This window comes from Mycetohabitans sp. B2, from assembly GCF_021733735.1.
Taxonomy (GTDB): Bacteria; Pseudomonadota; Gammaproteobacteria; order Burkholderiales; family Burkholderiaceae; genus Mycetohabitans; species Mycetohabitans rhizoxinica.
This window is the reverse complement of sequence record NZ_JAHKSP010000034.1, coordinates 1-21,103: the sequence shown is the minus strand read 5'-3', so window position 1 is coordinate 21,103 and position 21,103 is coordinate 1. Positions and strand designations below refer to the sequence as shown.

Genomic DNA, 21,103 nt, shown 5'->3' with positions numbered 1-21,103 from the left:
GATAAAAAATGCCGTATCCATGGCAATACGACGACTGGACGCGGATCCAGGCCCTGCGCGAACATTGGCCTCACGCGCTATTGCTGTACGGGCAGGCCGGCATCGGCAAGGTGGACTTCGCTCGAGAACTCGCGCAGAGCTTATTGTGCGAACAGCCTCGTGATGACGCCAGCGCGTGCGGGCAGTGCGCCGCATGCACCTGGTTCCTGCAACGCAACCACCCGGATTTCAGGCTCGTCTGCCCCGAGGCTCTCGCCGCCGAGGCCACGCCGCTGCAAGCGGACAGCGATACCGGCAAGAATGCCAACGGTGAGCGCACAGGCGACGACGGTGGCGCAAGCGCGAGCGGCAAGAAATCTAAGGCGCCAAGCAAGGAGATTAGGATCGAGCAGGTCAGGGCGCTACTCGATTTCTGCAGTATTGGCTCACACCGCGGTGGCCGGCGCGTGGTGGTACTGTTCCCAGCCGAGGCACTGAACGTGGCGGCAGCCAACGCACTGCTCAAGACGCTGGAGGAGCCGCCGTCCGGCGTGGTGTTCCTGCTTGTGAGCGCGAACGTGGAGCGTTTACTGCCGACCATCGTGAGCCGCTGCAGGCAATGGCCGCTGGCGACGCCCGACGCGGCGAGTGCCTCGGACTGGCTCCGTGGCCAGTCCATTGACGATCCGGTGGGGGCGCTCGCGGAAGCCGGCGGCGCACCATTGGCCGCGCTGGCCGTTGCCCGCGACGAGCATGCACCGCTCAAGCGCTTCACGCTCGAGCAACTTGCGGCCGGCCCGGCGTGCGACGCATTCGCCTGCGGCGAAGCCCTGCAAAAGGTGCCGGTGCCGTCAGTGCTCGGCTGGCTGCAACGCTGGCTCTATGACGTGCTGACCATGCAAACGAGCGGCGAGCCACGCTACTTCCCAGCGCACCGTAACGCGCTCGAGCATGTGGCACGAGGTGCCACGCCTTTGCAGGTCGCCCAGTGTCTGAAGCGGATTACGCAACAACGGGCCGTAGAGCAGCATCCGCTGAATGGCCGATTGGTTTTCGAGGAGCTGTTTATCCATTATCGAAGCCTGTTCGGGAGCAACTCATGACGCAAGCGCCCTATCACGTCGCGACACGCGCCGATCTGCCGGCGATCGTCGCGATTTATAATTCGGCGATTTCATTTAGGCAGGTGACTGCTGACCTAGAGCCCGTCAGTATCGACAGCCGGCACGACTGGTTCGACGTACATGCTTCGGACTGGCGCCCGCTGTGGGTCTTGGAGCGCGACGGCGTCATCGTCGGGCGCCGGCTTACCGCTGGCGCGTACAGTCAGTTTCAATAGCGCGCCGCGCGGCGGCGACGCGGGGTACCGATGTTTATCGATTCACATTGCCACATCAACTTCGACGAAATGGCCCAGCGCCTGCCGGACGTGCTTGAAAAGATGCGCGTCAATGCGGTGACCCATGCACTGTGTGTCAGCGTCGATCTCGAGACGTTTCCGTCCGTGCTGGCGATCGCCCATGCGCATCCGCATATCTTCGCGTCAGTGGGCGTGCATCCGGATCACGAGCACGCGCGCGAGCCGGACGTTACCGAATTAGTCTCGCTCGCGCAGGATCCGAAGGTTGTCGCGATTGGCGAAACCGGGTTGGATTACTACCGGCTCGAAGGCCGCACGCTGGACGACATGGCATGGCAGCGGCAACGGTTTCGCACGCACATCCAGGCCGCGCGCGCTGCCGGTAAGCCATTGATCGTCCACACGCGCGCCGCCGCACAGGATACGCTGCGGATCATGCAGGAAGAGGGCGCTGCTGCTGTCGGCGGCGTGATGCATTGCTTCACCGAAACGTGGGATATTGCGCAGGCGGCGCTCGAGCAGAATTTTTTCATTTCGCTGTCGGGCATTGTGACATTCAAGAACGCAACGCAAATCCAGGAAGTTGCTCGCAAACTGCCGCTCGAACGCTTGCTGATCGAAACAGACTCACCTTACCTAGCGCCTGTGCCGTACCGGGGCAAGCCAAATGAACCTGCGTACGTCAGCCATGTCGGACGTTTCATCGCGCAGCTCCGCGGCATCGACGCAGAGCAACTTGGTGCGGCGACGTCGACCAACTTCTTTCGTCTGTTTCGCGGCGCAGAATCTTGAGGTATAAATTATTTATAATCAACAGATTAAGCAAATAAACTAGTGTCATGTATGAATAATTTCGCTGGGTTCTCCGATGTTATTCGCTCGTCGTTTGCTGCCGCTCGGGTATCGCGCTATCGTTCATCGCGCCGGCTGGCCGGAGCATGGCTCGCGTGCGTGTTGACAATGGTGATAGGGGCCACGATCTCGTCAACGGCGCAAGCAGGCCCGGCCGATACGATGATCAAGGCGGTGAAGTTCGACGATGTTGAGGCGGTGCGCAAGCTGCTCGCCGCCGGAGTCGATCCGAACTTGGTCGATGCCGGCGGCATGCCGATGTTGGTGCTCGCCGCGCGGGAAAAGTCCGGAAAGGTCGCCGCGCTGTTGGCGGACCAACCGAAGACCGACCTGGAGAAACTGGATCGTGCCGGTGAGAACGCGATGATGTTGGCCGCACTCAACGGCGAGACCGGGCTGGTCAAGCATCTGATCGAGAAGGGGGCCGAAGTCAACAAGTCCGGCTGGACACCGCTGCATTACGCGGCGACGACTGGCCAGGATGAGGTCGTCAAGCTGCTGATTGATCATTTTGCGTACATCGATGCCGCGTCGCCGAATGGCACCACGCCGCTGATGATGGCCGCGCGCGGCGGCCATATCACGACCGTGAAGCTGCTGCTCGACGATGGCGCCGACCTGACACTGAAGAACCAGTTGGGATTGACCGCGATCGATTTCGCGAAACAATACAATCAGAAAGACATCGCGGATGGTCTGGCCGCGCGACTGGAGAAAATACAGGCGCAACAAAGGCAAAAGGATTCACGCCCGCCTGCCACGGCCGGCAGCAATGCAGGTAGCGCAGGCAGTGCAAAATAACCCGGCCCGGCACGGCGGTGTGCCGGGCCGGATCTTGTCGACCACAACATAAGGAACACCATGCTAAGGACATTGCTCCGCGCCATCGCAATGTTGGCGATCAGTGTGCCGATGAGTGCTTACGCGTTCACCGGCGCGGACCTGGACCGTCTGTGCCAGCGCACCGATGTGAAATCGCGCGTGTCGTGCGAAGCCTACATCGAAGGTGCGGCGGATGGTGTGTTCAACACGATCGAAGCCATCGGCGGCACGACAGGGCCGCGTGTTGGGCAGTACTTTTGCTTACCCGACAACGTGAAAGCGGCGGAGTTGACCGACGCGGTACGCAAGTATTTGGCAAATACGCCAAACGCAAAGGACTACAACGCCAGTACAGTCGTCGCACTGGGGCTGGGCAAGAGCTATCCATGCTCGACAGACAAGTGATGGAGCGTTGGTGAACTGGATTGAACTGATCAGCAACATTGCTGCTGCGCCGCTGCATTCGTGGACCGGCCTGATCGTCGTTGCCGCAATCACGGTGGCGTGCGTGCGCGCGGTGCACTGGGTCGGCGCCCGGATCATGCGCCGCGTGACGCGCCCGTATCCGATCCTGGCTGTCGTGATAGGGGCGATCGAGTGGCCATCGCTTTACGCGCTGGCGATGCTGGCTATTGAACTGGTGCTGCACGAGGCGCCGGACGAGTTGGCGTTGATCCGCGTTGCGCGCGACGTTGGTGGCCTGACGTTGATCGGCATGCTGACGCTGTTGGCCGTACGTTCGGTTGCCGGCGTGGGCGATGCAATCGTCGCCGCGAACCCGCTGGACACGGCCGACAACTTGCATGCGCGACGCATCCACACGCAGACGCGCGTGCTCGCCCGGTCAGTGATGACGTTGATCGTGATGCTCGGCATCGCGTCGATGCTGATGATGTTTCCCAATGTCCGGCAGGTCGGCACGAGCCTGCTCGCGTCGGCGGGCGTCGCCGGTCTGGTTGCCGGTATCGCGGCGCGCCCGGTGCTGGCTAATATGATCGCTGGGTTGCAGATTGCACTGTCCCAGCCGATTCGGCTCGACGACGTAGTGGTGATCCAAGGCGAGTGGGGGCGGATCGAGGAGATTACCGGCACCTACGTTGCCATTCGAATCTGGGATCAGCGGCGGCTGATCGTGCCGCTGCAGTGGTTGATCGAAAATCCGTTCACAAACTGGACTCGCAACAGTTCGCAAATCATCGGCACGGTATTCTTGTTTGTCGACTATAAGATGCCATTGCCGCCGTTGCGCGAGGAACTGTCACGTATCGTCAACAATGCGCCGGAATGGGATGGGCGCGTCCAAGTATTGCAAGTCACCGACGCAACCGATCACGCGATGCAATTGCGGGTACTGGTCAGCTCGAGTGATTCGGGCTTGAATTGGGATTTGCGTTGTCGCGTGCGAGAAGGATTGATTGCGTTTATCCAGCGCTACTATCCGGAATGCCTGCCGAAGATGCGGGCGGACCTGTCCACTGAGCGTGAACGTGCACTGCAGGCCGAGCCGCAGCCGATGCGCGAGGCCACGCCACCGGAGGCGTCCAAGACCGTCGCCCATACGGAGGCTGACCCGGTGGCGATGCGTCGCGACGGTTGACGCGCATTCAGTGAACCGCAGCGGCGCGTCGTTGGTCATAACCGACATGTCCCATTCAGAACCTGACGGAGAACAAGCGAATGAGCCGGCTGGTCGTAGTGTCGAACCGCGTCGCAACCCCCACTGAGAGCAAGGGATCCGCTGGTGGACTCGCCGTTGGCGTGTTCGGCGCGCTAAAGGATGCGGGAGGGGTCTGGTTCGGTTGGAGTGGCGACATAGTCGGCGAAACGGGGGCAAACGCCGTGCCCACGCTCGTGGAGGATGGCAAGGTCACGTTCGCGACCGTCGGGCTGACGCGCAAGGACTATGACCAGTATTATCGCGGTTTCTCGAATGCGACGCTGTGGCCGGTTTTCCACTATCGCAATGACCTGGCCGTCTACGACCGCACGGACTATGCAGGATACCTGCGCGTGAACCGGTGGCTTGCGCAAAAGCTACTGCCTCTGCTGCGGCCTGACGATGTGATCTGGGTCCACGATTATCACTTGATCCCATTCGGCGACGCGCTGCGCCAGCTGGGTGTGCAGAACCGGATCGGTTTTTTTCTGCATATCCCGTTTCCATCGCCGCAGATTATGCTGAACATCCCGCCGCACGACGAACTGGTGCGCGCATTGTGTAGCTATGACGTGGTGGGTTTCCAAACCGCGGTCGATCTGCGTGCTTTCGCCGATTATGTCGAGCGGCACGCGCATGGCAAAGTGTGGGACAACGGTCGAATCGAGGCATACGGGCGCGTATTGCACGGCGCTGCCTACCCAATTGGGGTTTTCCCCGATGACATCGCTGAGCAAGCGCGTCGCCACGAGAGTCGGCAACACGTGCTGGAACTGAAGCAGAGTTTGGAAGGGCGCAAGCTGATCATGAGCGTGGACCGGCTCGATTACTCGAAGGGGCTCGTCGAGCGTTTCCGGGCATTTGAGCAACTGCTGGAGCGTGCGCCGCACTGGCGCGGCAACGTTACACTCGTTCAGGTGGCGCCGCCCACGCGCTCGGACGTCCAGTCGTATCAAGAAATTAGGCAGAACCTCGAATACGAGGCCGGCCGGATCAACGGCCGGTTTTCCGGCTTAGACTACACGCCGATCCGATATTTGAACCAGCGCTATGACCGTTGGAAGCTGATGTCGCTATTTCGCGAGTCACAAATCGGCTTGGTCACGCCACTGCGTGACGGAATGAATCTGGTGGCCAAGGAGTATGTTGCCGCCCAAAATCCGGACGATCCTGGCGTGCTGGTCCTGTCGCGCTTTGCTGGCGCAGCGCTGGAGTTGCCCGGCGCGCTGATCATCAACCCGCACGATATCGTCGGCATGTCCGAAGCCCTTGAGCACGCGTTGGCGATGCCACTGGTGGAGCGACAGGAGCGCTACCAGACCAACATGCAGAACCTGCGCGATAATGACCTGGGCGTCTGGCGCGACACCTTCATCGCCGATTTGCGCGGACACGCACGCGCGGTGCCGGGGCAGCATTGACCGGCCACCGCGCGGATGTTTCGCGAGTGTAACGGCGATCTGAAGTCTCAATATCCAACGCTAAAATTTGCAATATCCGGCGGCGTGGGCGGGCGTCGCGCTCGATTGTCAACGACACCGGGCCGAGCACGGCAGGCGCCTGTACTGCGGTGGCTGCGTGGTGAAACATCGCGCAAAAGTGCGCGTGCAGTCAAAAGTGTGGCTTGCAGTGTGTCATACTGGCGCGCTCGGTTGCAGGCCCAATAACCGCATCACCGCAGGGATTTTCAGATCGGAGACAAGCATGAGGATTGCCCAGATCGCGCCACTTACCGAGTCTGTGCCGCCCAAGCTGTATGGCGGCACGGAGCGTGTCGTTTCGTATATCACCGAAGCGTTGGTCGATCTCGGCCACGATGTGACGCTGTTCGCCAGCGCAGACTCGAATACCCGGGCCAAGCTCGTACCGGTCTGGCCGCGGGCGCTGCGGCTCGATCCTGCCATTCGCGACCGGATCGCTCCACATATGCTGTTGATGGAACGGGTGCGGCAGCAAGCGAGAGAATTCGACGTGCTGCATTTTCACATGGACTACTACTCGTTCTCGCTGTTCGGCCGCCAGGACACGCCCTTTATCACTACACTGCACGGGCGGCTGGACCTGCCAGAGCAACAGCCGATCTTTGACACCTTTTCGAGCGCGGCGGTCGTCTCGATTTCGGACGCGCAGCGCGAGCCGCTGCCGCAGGCGAGGTGGCTGACGACCGTCTACCATGGTCTGCCCGAGAGGCTGTACACGCCGCAGCCCGTGCAACCGCAGTACCTGGCGTTCCTTGGCCGGATATCGCCGGAAAAACGTGTTGATATCGCGATCCGGATCGCCGGGCTCTGCGGCATGAAGATTCGCATCGCCGCCAAAGTCGACGCGGCCGACCAACAGTATTTCGAGCGCGACATACGGCCATTGCTGGCGCTGCCGCACGTCGAGTTCATTGGCGAGATCGCTGACGAGCAAAAAGCGCACTTCCTGTCCGGTGCACATGCGCTACTGTTTCCGATCGACTGGCCCGAGCCGTTCGGCCTGGTGATGATCGAGGCGATGGCTTGCGGCACGCCGGTCATCGCGTTCAACCGCGGTTCGGTATCCGAGGTGATCGATGAGGCGCAGTCTGGCTTTATCGTAGAAGACGAAATCAGTGCGGTCGCGGCAGTCAACCGCCTTGGCACGTTGTCGCGTGAACGCGTGCGAGCGTGCTTCGAGCGACGCTTCACGTCGCGCCGCATGGCGCAGCAGTACGTAGAAGCCTACCATGCGGTCGCGCGCGCGCAGCGGCGCGCGCGCTTCAAAGTCATCGATAGCGGCGCGGCGCCGCCCAAACAACACCACGCGGCGGACGCGGCAAGCTAACAACGCTGCGGCGCCGCCTAGCAAGACGTGTCGCCGTCGCCGACCCGCCGGGCGGCCTGACTGGGCCACGGGCCGTGCGTTGAACCACCACACGTCAATGCAGCTTGTCGCCGAACAAGCCAAGCAGGCCGATGATGATCAGATACAACGCGACAATGATATTCAACAGTCGCGGTATCAACAGGATCAAGATGCCAGCGCTTAGCGCCGCTACCGGGCCTGCTGTCACGGTCAAGCTCATGAGCGCGTGCGGCTCAAAGCTTCAGTTTCGTCACCTTCGTGCCTGCCAGCGATACGCCAGCCATCAGGCCCGCGTTCGTCAGCACGAACGCCTGCACCGGCGCGGTGGCCGTGGTGGTATCGATGTTGCCGTTCACGCCGACCTTTAGCACCGCGACGGTTGCATCGGCGCCCACAGCCCAGCCTTCGCTGTTGCGGAACTTGTCCAGCGAGTCCTGCGTCATGAACAGGAAAATCAGCGCCTTGGATTGGGCACCAGCCTGCAAGCCGAACGAGCCCGTTGCGGTACTGTAGTAGCCAGCCGTCTGGCTACCGATACGCAGCGCGCCTTCGCCATACTGTCCCCCGACGATGAAGGCTGCGGACACGACGGACGGGAACACCAGCACGCCACGGGCCTTCGCGACCAGCTCCCGCGAACCGTTGGCGGTAGTATAGAGGCGCGCCAACGTTTCATTGACCGAAGTATTGATGCTCTGGCGCTTGCTGGCGTTGCCGGCTGCCGTCGACGCAGAAGTCTGGGTGGTCGTCGTGCAACCGGTGAGCGCGAGGCCGCTTGATGCGAGCAGGGCGGAGGTCGTCACTATGAACTTTCTTCTTTCCATCTCATTCTCCTAGGTTGCTTTCGGGGGACTACCATGACATTGAAGCATGGAGCGGGCCAACTGCGTAATGGTTCCCCAAAACCACCCGGAGCGCAATACGGGACCCTCAACGGGCTTGCGCCTTAACTGTCGATTCCACGGGGCCTGGTATGGGGGCCGATTCTGACACGGTAGGGTGGGCGGGCGCCGATGGACCAGACGACGCGGACGAGGCAGTCGTTGTGCGCGTCGGCCGCTTGGGCGACGGGCGTCGCAATGCCAATCGCACGAATAAGACAACCAGGCCGACAGCGAAGATAAACGACGAAGGCACGACCCAGTAGCCGAAAATGGCTTGGCTCAGGTACGACAGCAGCGTGCGCCGGCGTCTCGCATACTCATCCTGAGCTGCTTGCAACGCCGGTGCATGCGCCGATACAATCGCGGCCGGGCATCCGGCTGCTCGGGCCTGCTCCGCGGTCCCGGCACAACGGCCGGCTGCGTCCACGGCACGCTCGGGCGCGCTGAGTTTCCAATCGTCGAGTGCGCGTTGCAGAGCGGTGCGGTTATAGGCCATCTCGACCTGGATCTCGTGAATCGTGATCAGCGCGACGGGCACTGCCCATGCAAATGTGGCGATCAGCCAGCGCCTGATCCAGCGGTTCGGTTTCCATGCCATCACGCGCCTCCGTGCGCATTGGGTGCGCGGTCACGAAACAACGGCGGCGGTCTACAGCGATTAGCCGGCCATTCGGCTTGAATAGGCCACCGTATCCCGATCATAGAGAATTCGACGGCGCTGCACACGGTGCACCGCACCATGAGCGGCCGCATCGACCGCGATGCGAGCCTGATGCGGCATGCGTCAGCCTGCCGGCTTGGCGCTCAGGCAACCTTTCATGAAGGCCTTGCATGGCGAGTTGGCAGTGCATGACATGCTGATGCGTGCCAATGACGCGCCGTACCAGTTTGTGCCGGTCAAGCACCTACCGGTTGTGTGCCGGTCCATACCAGGGTGTGCCGGCCAATATTGCAAAAATCCGACCGGTAAGTTCTGCAAAGCCGGTGTAAAGGTGTCCTATCGGGCGCCCCGGCCGACGGCCACGGCGGCATTCTGGCGTGGTGCGCAGGGTGTGGTTGGCACAGGTGGCGCAATGGCAGGCGTATGCCCCAGCACAGATTGCGGTGATTGCCTTCGTGTTGGAACAGGGTTTGCTTACTTAACGACCGCCGTGCTGCACGGCACTCTGTGGTGCAGCTTCCCTACTGTTCACTTGTCCAACGTCCGATTTCGCAATGGCATCGCAGCCTGTCCAGCCCTCCAGTTCCGTGTCATCCGCCACGGCCGCGGCCGGTGGGGCCCTTGCCCGACGTGGTTTGCGCGTGCTCGTAGTCGACGACGCTGAAGACGCTTGCGAGGGGCTGGCATTGCTGCTACAGATCGAGGGGTTCCAGGTCGAGGCAACGCTCGATGGTCCCACCGCAGTGGAATGCGCCACGCATTTCGCCCCACATATCGTGCTGCTCGACTTGGCGATGCCGCGCATGAGCGGCTACGACGTCGCGCGCCGTCTGCGCGGGCATCCGTCCACACGTGACGCGCTGATCATCGCATTGACGGGGTTGAGCGAGTTCGACGACATCGCCCGCAGCCGCGCTGCCGGTTTTGACCACCATCAGGTCAAGCCGGTGGACGTTGATACGCTGCTGTCGCTGATCGATCGCCACTTTACCACCCACGCGCCACAGCACTCCGGTTGTCAATGAACGGCGGCGGAGCCGAGCCAGGAGGAATATGCCCGAGCAACGCGCCGGCTCCCTTCCATACCATCACTGCCCGAAGTAACGTCGCATTGCGTAACAGCGTTTCGGCGGCAATGACACGCCGGCGCTGACACATCGGCCCGCGGCTCCGACACTAGGCGAGGGCTTGCACACGGACAATGCACCCGCCATGCGGCTCACCGCGACGCTGGACGCTGGCAGATCCGTGCCGCTCGATGCAATTGACGCCAAAAAGTAAAAAGGGGACGGGATGAATCCTTGTTCGGCGTCGATGTCGCGCTCAAGGCGCTTGCCGGACACCAGAAGCAAGGCGAGCTGTCGAGAATCGGCGGATTGATCATGCCGTGCGCCGGCACGCTGAGGCTGCTCGGACGACCGTATGCCCCGAGCAGTCGCAGTGACGCCGAGATTAGGGCATGCGCATGGTGATGCAGGAACTCAACCTGGCTGCCAAGCTTGAGCGTGGCCGAAAACCTGTTTCTGAAACGGCTGCCGCGCAACCCAGTGGGATGGATTGCCAAAGGGCGGCTGCGCGAGCAGGCGCGTGCCGCAATGACGCATGTGGGGCTCGATGCCATCGATCCGGATACGCCGATCGGTGCGCTGGGCATCAGCTGCCAGCAAATGATCGAGATCGCGCACAATCTGATCGGCGACTGCCGTGTGCTGATCCTAAACGAGCCCACTGCGATGCTAACCTCGCGCGAGGTCGACTTGGGCCCGCGCCGCATCGGTGCGCCCCGGCTAACCGCGACAGGCCTGAAGCGTGGCACCGCCGTGCGCGACGTGTCGTTCGACGTGCGCGAAGGCGAGATCTTTGGCATCAGCGGCTTGATTGGGCCCGGCCGTACCGTGCTGCTGCGCCTGGTTTTCGGCGTCGATCGCGCGAGCGCGGCACGATCGCGCTGGGCACGCCGCCGCGCGCTGTGTCGATTGCGTCTTAGCTTGATGCGGTGCAGCATGGCATCGCGCTGGTTACCGAAGACCGCAAGGAAGAGGGGCTGCTGCTAACGCAGTCGGTCTCGGCCAATCTGGCGTTGGGCAACCTGCAGGCAGTGTCGCGCCGTGGCGTCATCGATGCACGGCGCGAGTTGGCGCTCGCACGGCGCCACCGGAAACAGGCGCAAGCCAGGGCTGAAAGCAGGCCGATACCAATGTCATGACGACGTTGGTCAGCGAATGGTGCGGGAGCAATATTGTAGGGTTTCGATGTAGGGCGCGCCAGCGGTTAAATTGTTTCAATAAGCACCTACGCGCGGTTAGTGAAATTCTCCCAAAATAGGATTAGCATGAGTCTAAGGGCATGCCGATCGACTCGCCCGAGCGCGTGCCACGGCGTGTGCACCGCGGTGGTTGACCGGCAGCCCTCGTTGAATATCGGCGAGGAGGTGGTATGGATATTTACAACAGTTTCGCGACCCGCTTCGAAAAGACGAGAGAAGAAGAGTTCTCGTTGGAAGAGTATCTCGAACTGTGCAAGAACAATCCTGCCGCGTACGCCACGGCTGGCGAACGCATGTTGATGGCGATCGGGGAGCCGGAGCACGTGGACACCCGCAATGATCCGAGGCTGTCGCGTATTTTTGCCAACAAGGTCATCAAGATCTATCCGGCATTCCGCGAGTTCTATGGCATGGAAGAGGTCATCGAGCAGGTCGTCGCCTATTTCCGCCATTCTGCACAGGGGCTCGAGGAAAAGAAACAAATCTTGTACCTGCTCGGGCCGGTCGGCGGTGGCAAATCGTCGATCGCGGAGCGTCTGAAGCAGTTGATGGAGCGGGTGCCGTTCTACGCGATCAAAGGCTCGCCGGTCAACGAATCACCGCTCGGCTTGTTCGACTACGACGAGGATGGCCCGATCCTCGAAGAGCAGTATGGAATACCTCGCCGCTACCTGAAGAGCATCCTGTCCCCATGGGCTGTCAAGCGCCTGCACGAGTACAATGGTGACATCCGTCGGTTCCGCGTGGTCAAGCGCTACCCATCGGTGCTGCGTCAGATTGGCATTGCCAAAACCGAGCCGGGTGACGAGAACAACCAGGATATCTCGTCGCTGGTTGGCAAAGTTGACATCCGCAAGCTGGAGCAGTATGCGCAGGACGACGCCGACGCGTACAGCTACTCGGGAGGACTGTGTCTGGCAAACCAGGGCCTGCTCGAGTTCGTCGAAATGTTCAAGGCGCCGATTAAGGTGCTGCATCCGTTGCTGACTGCTACGCAGGAAGGTAACTTCAAGGGTACGGAGGGCTTCGGCGCGATTCCGTTTGACGGTATTATTCTTGCGCACTCGAACGAATCGGAATGGAAAGCATTTCGGAATAACAAGAATAACGAGGCACTGCTTGACCGAATTTTCATGATCAAGGTGCCATACTGCCTACGCTACTCGGAAGAGATCAAGATTTACGACAAGCTGATCCGGAACTCGTCGCTCGGTTCTGCCGTTTGCGCACCGGGCACGCTGAAGATGATGGCGCAGTTTGCCGTGCTGACGCGCTTGCACGAGCCGGAAAACTCGAGCCTGTTTTCGAAAATGCTGGTCTATGATGGCGAAAACCTGAAGGACACCGACCCGAAGGCGAAGTCGTACCAAGAGTATCGCGACTACGCTGGCGTTGACGAAGGCATGACAGGCATCTCGACGCGCTTCGCGTTCAAGATCCTGTCGCGGGTGTTCAATTTCGACACGGCCGAGGTTGCCGCCAACCCGGTGCACCTGATGTACGTGCTCGAGCAGCAGATTGAACGTGAGCAATTCCCACCGGAAGTCGAACAAAAGTACTTATCGTTCGTCAAGGAACTGCTAGCATCGCGCTATGCGGAGTTTATCGGCAAGGAGATCCAGACTGCCTACCTGGAATCGTATTCCGAATACGGCCAAAATATTTTCGATCGCTATGTGACTTATGCGGACTTCTGGATCCAGGATCAGGAGTTCCGGGATCACGACACCGGCGAGAGTTTCGATCGCGCGGCGTTGAACGCGGAATTGGAGAAAATCGAAAAGCCGGCGGGAATCAGCAATCCGAAGGATTTCCGCAACGAGATTGTCAACTTCGTCTTGCGCGCGCGCGCGGCCAATGGTGGCAAGAATCCGGCATGGATCAGCTACGAAAAGCTGCGTGTCGTGATCGAGAAGAAGATGTTTTCCAACACGGAGGAACTTCTGCCGGTTATCTCGTTCAACGCGAAGGGCTCCGCCGAGGAGCAGCGCAAGCATGAGGACTTCGTCAACCGGATGGTCGCTAAGGGTTACACGCCCAAGCAGGTCCGCCTGCTGTGCGACTGGTATCTGCGCGTGCGCAAGGCTTCCTGACGGCAAGCGTGCATAGCGTATTGGCGCCATGAGCAACGCGGCGTCTTGCGTACCGGGCGGTGTCGGCGCGGCGGCGAACATCACCGCGTGCTTTGCCGCGCCGCGCGCGGGCGGCGCCTTTCACGAGAGCGGGGGACGGTAACGTGCTTCATCAGATCATCGACCGCAGACTCGCCGGCAAGAATAAGAGCATTGCGAATCGCGAACGCTTCTTGCGGCGGGTCAAGCACTATATCCGCGAAGCGGTGTCCGAGGCCGTGCGCGACCGCAGTATCAAGGACATCCAGAGTACGAAGCGCATCACGATTCCGAAGAAGGATATCGGCGAGCCGATATTCCGCCACGCACCGGGCGGGCGGCGCGAAATCGTCCATCCGGGCAACACGGACTACGTGAAAGGCGACAAGATTCCGCGCCCGCCCAGCGGCGGTGAGGGCAGTGGGGGCGGGGGGCAGGCGAGCAACGAAGGCGAGGGGCAGGACGACTTCGTGTTTGAGTTGTCCCGCGAGGAATTCATGCAGTATTTCTTCGACGACTTGGAACTGCCGCGGTTGGTTAAGACGCACCTGATGGCAGTGCCAAGTTGGAAGAACCAGCGTGCCGGTTGGGCTACTGAAGGCACGCCGAACAACATCGACGTCGTGCGCTCATTGCGCAGTGCACTGAGTCGGCGCATCGCGCTCGGTGCGCCTTTGGTCAACCAATTGCGCGAACTCGAGGCACAGCTGGACGAGTTGAAGGATGATCCGGGTGATCACCGGGCCGAGATCAAACGGCTTGAGGACGAAATTCATCACCTGAAGGGGCGCATCTGGCGGATCCCGTTCATTGACCCATTCGATCTGCGCTACGTGAATCGTGTCAAGCATCCCACTCCGTCCAGCCAGGCGGTCATGTTTTGCTTGATGGACGTTTCCGGTTCGATGGACGAGCAGCGCAAGGACTTGGCCAAACGCTTTTTCATCCTACTATACCTGTTCCTGACGCGTAGCTATGAAAAGATCGAGGTGGTGTTTATCCGGCACCACACGCGTGCGGAAGAGGTCGACGAGGACACGTTTTTTCATGCGACCGAGAGTGGTGGCACCGTGGTCTCTAGCGCGTTGGAGTTGATGAAGAAGATCATCGACGAGCGCTACTCGCCGACGGAATGGAATATTTATGGCGCACAGGCATCCGATGGTGACAATTGGACGGATGATTCGCCAAAATGCCACAAACTGCTAGAAAACGACATCCTGCCGAAAACGCGGTATTTTGCGTATATCCAGGTGGCCCCGGAAGTGCAGAACCTTTGGTTCGAATACAGTAAGCTGGCTGACGTAGTACCTCATTTCATGATGAAAAAGGTCGATGATGCGGCAGATATCTATCCGGTGTTTCGTGAATTGTTCGAAAAACAGGTGGACGTATGAACTCCAACCCGAAATCTCGCAAGTCGGGCAAGGAACCTGTCGCGATGCTCGGTGACGATGCTAACGGGGATGCTCGCATGCGACCGAGCGACCATGGCAATGGTCGCCAGCCATTGCCGAATCCGTCGGACTGGACCTTCGAGTTAATCGAGCGCTATGACGCTGAAATTGCGCGCGTGGCAGAGCACTATCAACTCGACACCTATCCGATTCAGCTAGAATTGATCAGCGCCGAGCAGATGATGGACGCATATGCGTCGGTCGGCATGCCGGTTAATTACCGGCACTGGTCTTTCGGCAAGCACTTTCTTGCGACCGAGAAAAGTTATCGGCGCGGCCAGATGGGGCTGGCATACGAAATCGTCATCAATTCGAATCCCTGCATCGCCTATCTGATGGAAGAAAACACGATGACGATGCAGGCACTTGTGATCGCGCATGCCGCCTACGGCCACAATTCGTTCTTTAAAGGCAATTATCTATTCCGGCTGTGGACCGATGCTCACGCGATCATCGATTACCTAGTTTATGCTAAGCACTACATTGCCGAATGCGAGGAGCGCTACGGCTTGGACCGCGTCGAGGAGTTGCTCGATTCATGCCATGCGCTGATGCACTACGGCGTGGACCGCTATAAGCGTCCCCAAAAGCTGTCGCTACAGCGGGAGCTGGAACGGCAACGCGAGCGCGAGGCGTATTTGCAGACGCAGGTCAACGAATTATGGCGCACACTGCCAGCGCGCTCAAAGCCCGAAACCGTGGACGATGCGGATGACGCCCGCTATCCGCCCGAGCCGCAGGAAAACTTGTTGTACTTTGCTGAAAAGAATGCGCCGCTATTGGAGCCGTGGGAGCGCGAAGTCATACGAATCGTGCGCAAGATCGGGCAGTATTTCTATCCGCAGCGGCAAACCCAGGTGATGAATGAGGGCTGGGCCTGCTTCTGGCACTACACACTGCTCAACACGCTGTACAGCGAAGGCAAGCTAGCTGACGGCTTCATGCTCGAGTTCCTGCATTCGCACAGCAATGTCGTCTATCAGCCACCGGTGACCAAACCGTATTACAGCGGGATCAATCCGTATGCGCTTGGGTTTTCGATGATGACGGACATTCGTCGCATCTGTGAGCAGCCGACCGACGAGGATCGGCGCTGGTTTCCCGAATTGGCGGGCCGCCCGTGGCTTGAAGCGCTCGACTATGCGATGCGCAACTTCAAGGATGAAAGCTTCGTTGCCCAATATTTATCGCCGTCATTAATTCGGGACATGCGGTTGTTCTCGATCCTGGACGACGATTCGAAAGAAGCCTTGGAAATCTCCGCGATCCATGATGAAAGCGGCTACCAATACGTCCGGCAGGCGCTGTCGCGCCAATATGATATTCATCACCGCGAGCCCAATATCCAAGTATGGTCCGTGAACACACGAGGTGACCGCAGCCTCACGCTGCGTCACTTCATGACCGACAATCGGCATCTGGGCAGCGACACCGAAGAGGTGCTCAAGCACATGGCGCGGTTGTGGCAATTCAATGTGTACTTGGAAAGCGTCGATGAAAACGGCGCTGTGCGACGACGCTATGAATGTCCTTACGTTGCGCCGGCGGTGCGGGTCTAGGGTCGGCCGGCTGCTTCACCGCGCGAACCGGCGCGCGGCTACAGTGGCTTAACGGCCAACAACCCATCTTGGCGGGGAGGCTGGCCTCTAAGCGTCATCTAAGCTCACCATCGTATCATAGCGTGGTGGCGGCTCTTTGCGTGGGTCGACCGTTTTACCGTACGTTGCCCGGAAGTCGTTAAATGCGGCATAACCTTCGCGAGCGTAAGGATTGGGTCTAGCGTTGCGCCAAGCGTTAATAACCAGCTGGTTCTTTGGCGTCAATTCCAAGTTTAATACATCATCAAGCGGTTCTCGACTTGGATCGCCGTTCTTAGCCCATGCGCTAAAATGTCGTAACTGCGTTACATACTTCGCTGACTTGGTGTTGGAACTGCGCTGAAGATATGTATTAATTAATTCTTCAGATCTTGTGAGACGCTGCTTCGGCCTGAGGTTTAGCACCGAGAAAGCCGGGTCACTCGAGCCAGCTTTTCCAGCCGCAACTTTAGTGGCCAGCCACGCGGTCGTACTCTCGTTGCGGCTATCGGTCGCACGCTTAGTCGTTTGTTCGGCCGAGCCGGTAGTCGCGGTTCTTGTACCCGTGTCGGCGCCCACGTTCCTTGCACTCGTGTCAGTAGGCGTTTCCTGGGCCATCGCATCGATACCACTTGTGCTGCTTTCGGTGGTTCTATTTGAGGACGCCATCGCGCCGGCCGGGCTCGACGATTTCAGCGCAAATTGACCCGACATCTGCTTAATAATGGATCGGGTGGGGTCAGCGCTTTTCTTTCTTTTGGTAACGCGGCCGTCTTGATCTGCTAGCGTACCTAGCCGGGCATTGGGCTGTATGTTGCTAGGCTGCACGTTGGCTTCTTTCTGTTTTTCCTCGTGAGCGCGCGGTGGGACGCTCGTCGGGTCCAGCATGTCATTGATACGCATTTTCCCTCGCAAGAGCAGGCGTGTATAACATTGACAATACGCACCATCTTTATGATCGAGTGCCTAAAAGCGAAGTGTGGGGGTGGATTTCCGAACAACCGCTTGCTGTGTTGATCCAGCCGGCCCATGGCCCCAAACAGAAGCCAACAGACGAGCCATCAGCGCCGCGGCATGTTGTGCGGAGTCATAAAAATGTTCTCATTTAGCATAATGAGCCTATGGCCCGATGAGGTTGCCATCTATTGTTTTATTTTCTGGTGAGGAGCCTTATTTATGATCTTTGCTTTAGAGGAAATAAAATCAATATGGGGCATCTGTAGTCCCATCCCAATGCCGATATAAGCGCCGATTGTACTTTCGTTTAGCAAGGAATTTTTTGACCAATCCACTGCATCGGCATAATCTGCACAGCCAACTGCAAACTCCATGGCAATAGAGTTGTAATCATATTTTCCAAATAAACTAAAATACTCATCTGTCACATCCATGTCACCCACTATAATTTTCTCGGCAATATTATTTTTTATTATTATTTTATTTTTTCCGGTAGAGCAGCGCTCCATAAGATTTTGAAGCGGAACACAAAATTTCGCTTTTTGATCGGCGTTATTGCATAAAAATATAATGCCATCAAAACAAAAAATTCCATCTAAAGTGAAACTTGGCTTTCTGTTAATTAAATTTATTATAGATGCTTCAAGGAATTCGGCTACGGAATAGAGGTAGCCAGCCTCCACCACATCCGAGTTATTTACAACCAAAACTTCTTCGCCAAATTGGCAAAAAATACTTTCGCCTTGCGACCCAAACTCAACGCAATGCGTTGAAAGCATATCTGCATATGCTTCCGCTCGCCTTTTTAGTGCATCATTAAAACGCACTGACAAAAGTTTGGTTAGGGCATAGTCAATGGTTTGTGGCGAGCAGCCTGACTTAACCATTGACAGATGCATTACCGTGGATTTACAAACATCCCATAAATATTTTAATTTGTCATAGGTTTCGTAAGTTGAGATTAAAAGAAGCGCAGTATTTTGGTGGCTTGAAAAATCAAAATCTTTAAAGTCCATGGCTTCAAAGCCATGTTTTTTTGCAATTTTTGCGCTTTCAATTGTATCTGTAATAATCGGTATGCAGCGTGAAATTAATTCATGAAAATAGAATTCAGCTTTCATTTGCTCCTGCCATTCATCAATATTTGGAGCCAAGCTTGATCACATTTATTTTGATAATGTAATGACTGTTTAGGTCCCGGCTGCACCCATAACGCGTGCTCGTGACGCGATGAAATCGATATGCGGCATTTGCATGCCCATTCCAATACCAATATGCAATCCTAGTGTGCCTTCATTAATCACGGAATTTCGATTCCAGTCTACAGGCTCTGGATAGTCAACACAGCCAAGCGCAATCTCCATTGCGGTCAAGCCTTGCTCAAGCTTGCTAAACATGCTGACAAATTGTTCGGTAACATCCACTCCACCAATTAGAATCGTTTCGGCAATGCTGTCTTTGAAAAAGATGGCATTATTCCCAGCGGTACAATTCTTCATCAACTCGGTCAGTGCATGTCCAAACTTTTGTTTTAATTCTGCATTATTGCAAAGATAAATCATGCCGTCAAAACAAAATTTACCGTTTACAGTAAAACTTGTTTCCTTTCCCGCAATATTAACAACTGAAGCCTCAAAGAACTCTGCGATGGAATACATCCAACCGGGCTCCATTTTGTCTTCGTTGTTAGCGATCAACACATTATCGCTAAATTTGCATGTCAACTTTTGACCTTTTGACTCGAGCTCGATGCAGTTCGCACACAGCATATCCGCGTATGCGTTCTTTCTCACGTTGAGCGTGCTTGGAAAAGGCGCAGTCAAAAGCTTGGCCATTGAATAATCAATTGTTTCAGCAGAGCAGTCGAATTTAGCCAGCGCCAGATGCGCCAGGGTAGCTTTTGCCGTGTTCCACAAGCCTTGTAGTCTTGTATGCGTTTCGTAGTTGGTGATCAGCAAGAGAGCGGTGTTGGAAGGCGACGAGAAATCAAAGTCATCATAGTCGATCGTGATAAAGCCATGCTTTTTTGCGATCTCCGAGCCAATAGCTGCATCAGTCACAACTGGTAGACGACGTGTGGCGAGCCCTTGAAAATAATCGACAGCGTGCATATTACCACCCTCTTATTTTAAAATTATAAGCTGGCTGGAGAGCAAGATGACCCTCCAGCCGCTGCACTACTGCACCTGCTTACCAGTATTTATTTTGCGTGGTGCGACGCTCTTCAATACTCACCGGACGTGCATTCACTTTTTGCGTTTGGTTCATAGTAGCACCTCATTAAGGTTGTTGTGAAAAGCCTGCCAGAATATTTTACGGCTAGGCATCATTAAACTAGAACAAAGATTGCAAAATTGCAAGGCGCTAATAAAATTTTCTCTTTTCTATAAATTTTGGTCCGAAAAAATAAATATCTAATATTTTGTTTCCCTTATTGAAATAGTGGGGTTTAAAAATTTTATAAATTTCAATGGTGATGGACTTAGCGTGAGGCCGTCAGGGCGTGGGAATCGAGGTTAAAGTGGGTAAATGCCTTCCGCGCTGGCCTACGGAGCCGGCCGGGCTGTTCCTGTGCTACGGACCCTCGGGCAGGGGCGAAGGCGCCCTCATGCCCATACTCTTCGATACAGGTACAGGTCTTTCGACCAGGTGGCGAGGTTCTTCCAGATTTTCCGGGGTTGCGTGCCAACGTGCTTGGCGGCTTCTTTGACCGCCTTGACCACCACTGGCACAAGAACCTCATCCAGGATGACCGAGAGCTGCGATTCGCATCCTTGGGGGATCTGTCCCGTTAGAAATCGGTACAGCCGCATGTCAAAGCGTTCGCCAGCAGAGATGCTCAGTCAGATGCCATTTGTAGCTGACGTTCGCACTCACGGCCGTCTTGTAAAGGCTTTTCTGTTCCGGCCATCGCTTGATCGTCAATTCGATACCGAGCGCGCTGAGTAGCGCGATCAGCTTGTTGATGCCCAGATCCTTTAACTTGCCCGTCAGGCCTTTTTGAGGCGCTCGGCAGTGAACTGGTGCGCGCCTGCCGCCTCAGGCCTGCACACCAACTCCGCGTTCACCCAACGACATAACCGAAATGAACATGGGTGCGTCGCCAGCAAGCTTGATTACGGTTTGCAGATCAAGCGTTTTTGCAGCCAATGCAACCCAAATGCAACTGTCAAAGACATGAAGGCACCATGATGAAGACAGCGACACTCCCAGCACTGCGTGTCGAGCCCACGCTACGACACGCAGTGGAAGACGTGCTGAACGAAAACGAGACACTATCGGCGTTTATGGAGTCGGCCCTACGGGCCGGTGTCACGCATCGACGGCTGCAGCGAGCCTTTGAGCAGGACTTGGATGCGTCTACCCGCGCGCTCGACGCGATCCATCGGGGTGTCGACGTACTGCGTACCTTTCCGTTTACGTGCCGCAAGGCTGAAGGGGAAAATCCGTTCCTGCGCGAATTGATTGTATCGTTTGACTCATCGGGTTATGTAATGCTGTTCGAGATTGAGGAAGGACGCACGGTCACGATCCTCGCGGTACATTCGCAACGGGAAGAAGACTACTATCGATGGGTTATGGGATCATCCTTTATAATTTGACATAACGTGAATTATCGCATTTTAGGGCTGTAGCGGCTACGTTGTAATGTCCGCTTTTGGCTAAGTTCAAATGTCCGCTTTTCGGTTCA

General features: G+C 57.4%; 18 protein-coding genes and 4 pseudogenes. 15 read left to right on the top strand and 7 right to left on the bottom strand.

Annotated elements, in window-relative coordinates:
- Nucleotides 1–8 precede the first annotated feature (8 nt).
- From KPG66_RS07250 to KPG66_RS07215, 8 genes and pseudogenes are all read left to right on the top strand, one after another.
- Nucleotides 9–1,082 carry a DNA polymerase III subunit delta' gene (locus KPG66_RS07250; protein ID WP_013435392.1) on the top strand — a complete coding sequence of 358 codons (1,074 nt, stop codon included), beginning with the start codon at nucleotides 9–11 and terminating at the stop codon, nucleotides 1,080–1,082.
- A pseudogene (locus tag KPG66_RS07245) lies at nucleotides 1,079–1,276 on the top strand (GNAT family N-acetyltransferase); the annotation flags it as partial. The gene KPG66_RS07250 and the pseudogene KPG66_RS07245, both read left to right, overlap by 4 nt.
- Nucleotides 1,277–1,348: 72 nt before the next feature.
- On the top strand, nucleotides 1,349–2,131 hold the full coding sequence (locus tag KPG66_RS07240) for a TatD family hydrolase (protein WP_013435390.1): 783 nt from the start codon (nucleotides 1,349–1,351) through the stop codon (nucleotides 2,129–2,131).
- Nucleotides 2,132–2,182: 51 nt separating this feature from the next.
- Nucleotides 2,183–2,992, top strand: coding sequence for an ankyrin repeat domain-containing protein (locus KPG66_RS07235; RefSeq protein ID WP_041753552.1), 810 nt, complete (start codon nucleotides 2,183–2,185; stop codon nucleotides 2,990–2,992).
- Between the two features lie 72 nt (nucleotides 2,993–3,064).
- Nucleotides 3,065–3,418, top strand: a complete 354-nt coding sequence (locus KPG66_RS07230; protein WP_041754284.1) for a Rap1a/Tai family immunity protein — start codon at nucleotides 3,065–3,067, stop codon at nucleotides 3,416–3,418.
- Nucleotides 3,419–3,428: 10 nt separating this feature from the next.
- Nucleotides 3,429–4,610, top strand: coding sequence for a mechanosensitive ion channel family protein (locus KPG66_RS07225; protein WP_157864374.1), 1,182 nt, complete (start codon nucleotides 3,429–3,431; stop codon nucleotides 4,608–4,610).
- A gap of 80 nt (nucleotides 4,611–4,690) precedes the next feature.
- Nucleotides 4,691–6,091: an alpha,alpha-trehalose-phosphate synthase (UDP-forming) gene (gene otsA / locus KPG66_RS07220; protein WP_013435386.1), complete on the top strand. Its 1,401-nt coding sequence runs from the start codon at nucleotides 4,691–4,693 to the stop codon at nucleotides 6,089–6,091.
- Nucleotides 6,092–6,374: 283 nt separating this feature from the next.
- Entirely contained in the window at nucleotides 6,375–7,478 is a 1,104-nt protein-coding gene (locus tag KPG66_RS07215) for a glycosyltransferase family 4 protein (protein WP_049786459.1), read from the top strand.
- Nucleotides 7,479–7,572: 94 nt separating this feature from the next.
- On the opposite strand, the gene KPG66_RS07210 is transcribed toward KPG66_RS07215, so the two are convergent.
- The 3 genes from KPG66_RS07210 to KPG66_RS07200 all read right to left on the bottom strand — a co-directional run bounded on the left by KPG66_RS07210 (nucleotide 7,573) and on the right by KPG66_RS07200 (nucleotide 8,981).
- Nucleotides 7,573–7,719 carry a DUF3096 domain-containing protein gene (locus KPG66_RS07210; protein ID WP_013435384.1) on the bottom strand — a complete coding sequence of 49 codons (147 nt, stop codon included), beginning with the start codon at nucleotides 7,717–7,719 and terminating at the stop codon, nucleotides 7,573–7,575.
- Nucleotides 7,720–7,732: 13 nt separating this feature from the next.
- Nucleotides 7,733–8,323, bottom strand: a complete 591-nt coding sequence (locus KPG66_RS07205; protein WP_013435383.1) for a BPSL1445 family SYLF domain-containing lipoprotein — start codon at nucleotides 8,321–8,323, stop codon at nucleotides 7,733–7,735.
- Nucleotides 8,324–8,429: 106 nt separating this feature from the next.
- On the bottom strand, nucleotides 8,430–8,981 hold the full coding sequence (locus KPG66_RS07200; protein ID WP_237070415.1) for a hypothetical protein: 552 nt from the start codon (nucleotides 8,979–8,981) through the stop codon (nucleotides 8,430–8,432).
- A gap of 617 nt (nucleotides 8,982–9,598) precedes the next feature.
- Between KPG66_RS07200 and KPG66_RS07195 the strand changes: the two genes are divergently transcribed.
- The 5 genes and pseudogenes from KPG66_RS07195 to KPG66_RS07175 form a co-directional block, all read left to right on the top strand.
- On the top strand, nucleotides 9,599–10,069 hold the full coding sequence (locus KPG66_RS07195; RefSeq protein WP_013435377.1) for a response regulator: 471 nt from the start codon (nucleotides 9,599–9,601) through the stop codon (nucleotides 10,067–10,069).
- A gap of 276 nt (nucleotides 10,070–10,345) precedes the next feature.
- A pseudogene (locus tag KPG66_RS07190) lies at nucleotides 10,346–11,244 on the top strand (ATP-binding cassette domain-containing protein); the annotation flags it as partial.
- A 236-nt stretch (nucleotides 11,245–11,480) separates the two neighbouring features.
- Complete coding sequence (locus tag KPG66_RS07185) at nucleotides 11,481–13,403, top strand: PrkA family serine protein kinase (RefSeq protein WP_013435372.1); 1,923 nt, start codon at nucleotides 11,481–11,483, stop codon at nucleotides 13,401–13,403.
- A 143-nt stretch (nucleotides 13,404–13,546) separates the two neighbouring features.
- Nucleotides 13,547–14,818, top strand: coding sequence for a YeaH/YhbH family protein (locus KPG66_RS07180; protein ID WP_237070413.1), 1,272 nt, complete (start codon nucleotides 13,547–13,549; stop codon nucleotides 14,816–14,818).
- 104 nt (nucleotides 14,819–14,922) lie between these two features.
- A pseudogene (locus KPG66_RS07175) lies at nucleotides 14,923–16,437 on the top strand (SpoVR family protein); the annotation flags it as partial.
- 87 nt (nucleotides 16,438–16,524) lie between these two features.
- Here KPG66_RS07175 and KPG66_RS07170 read toward each other — a convergent pair.
- From KPG66_RS07170 to KPG66_RS07155, 4 genes are all read right to left on the bottom strand, one after another.
- Nucleotides 16,525–17,358: a hypothetical protein gene (locus tag KPG66_RS07170; protein ID WP_237070412.1), complete on the bottom strand. Its 834-nt coding sequence runs from the start codon at nucleotides 17,356–17,358 to the stop codon at nucleotides 16,525–16,527.
- Nucleotides 17,359–17,597: 239 nt separating this feature from the next.
- Entirely contained in the window at nucleotides 17,598–18,566 is a 969-nt protein-coding gene (locus KPG66_RS07165; protein WP_237070410.1) for a hypothetical protein, read from the bottom strand.
- 36 nt (nucleotides 18,567–18,602) lie between these two features.
- Nucleotides 18,603–19,523: a hypothetical protein gene (locus KPG66_RS07160; protein ID WP_237070398.1), complete on the bottom strand. Its 921-nt coding sequence runs from the start codon at nucleotides 19,521–19,523 to the stop codon at nucleotides 18,603–18,605.
- A gap of 495 nt (nucleotides 19,524–20,018) precedes the next feature.
- Nucleotides 20,019–20,225 carry a hypothetical protein gene (locus KPG66_RS07155; protein WP_237070397.1) on the bottom strand — a complete coding sequence of 69 codons (207 nt, stop codon included), beginning with the start codon at nucleotides 20,223–20,225 and terminating at the stop codon, nucleotides 20,019–20,021.
- 336 nt (nucleotides 20,226–20,561) lie between these two features.
- Here KPG66_RS07155 and KPG66_RS17705 point away from each other — a divergent pair.
- Nucleotides 20,562–20,723: pseudogene (locus KPG66_RS17705) on the top strand (YlcI/YnfO family protein); the annotation flags it as partial.
- A complete protein-coding gene (locus KPG66_RS07150) occupies nucleotides 20,700–21,014 on the top strand; it encodes a type II toxin-antitoxin system RelE/ParE family toxin (protein WP_237070525.1) in 315 nt (104 codons plus the stop codon). The pseudogene KPG66_RS17705 and the gene KPG66_RS07150, both read left to right, overlap by 24 nt.
- The last annotated feature ends 89 nt before the right edge of the window (nucleotides 21,015–21,103 follow it).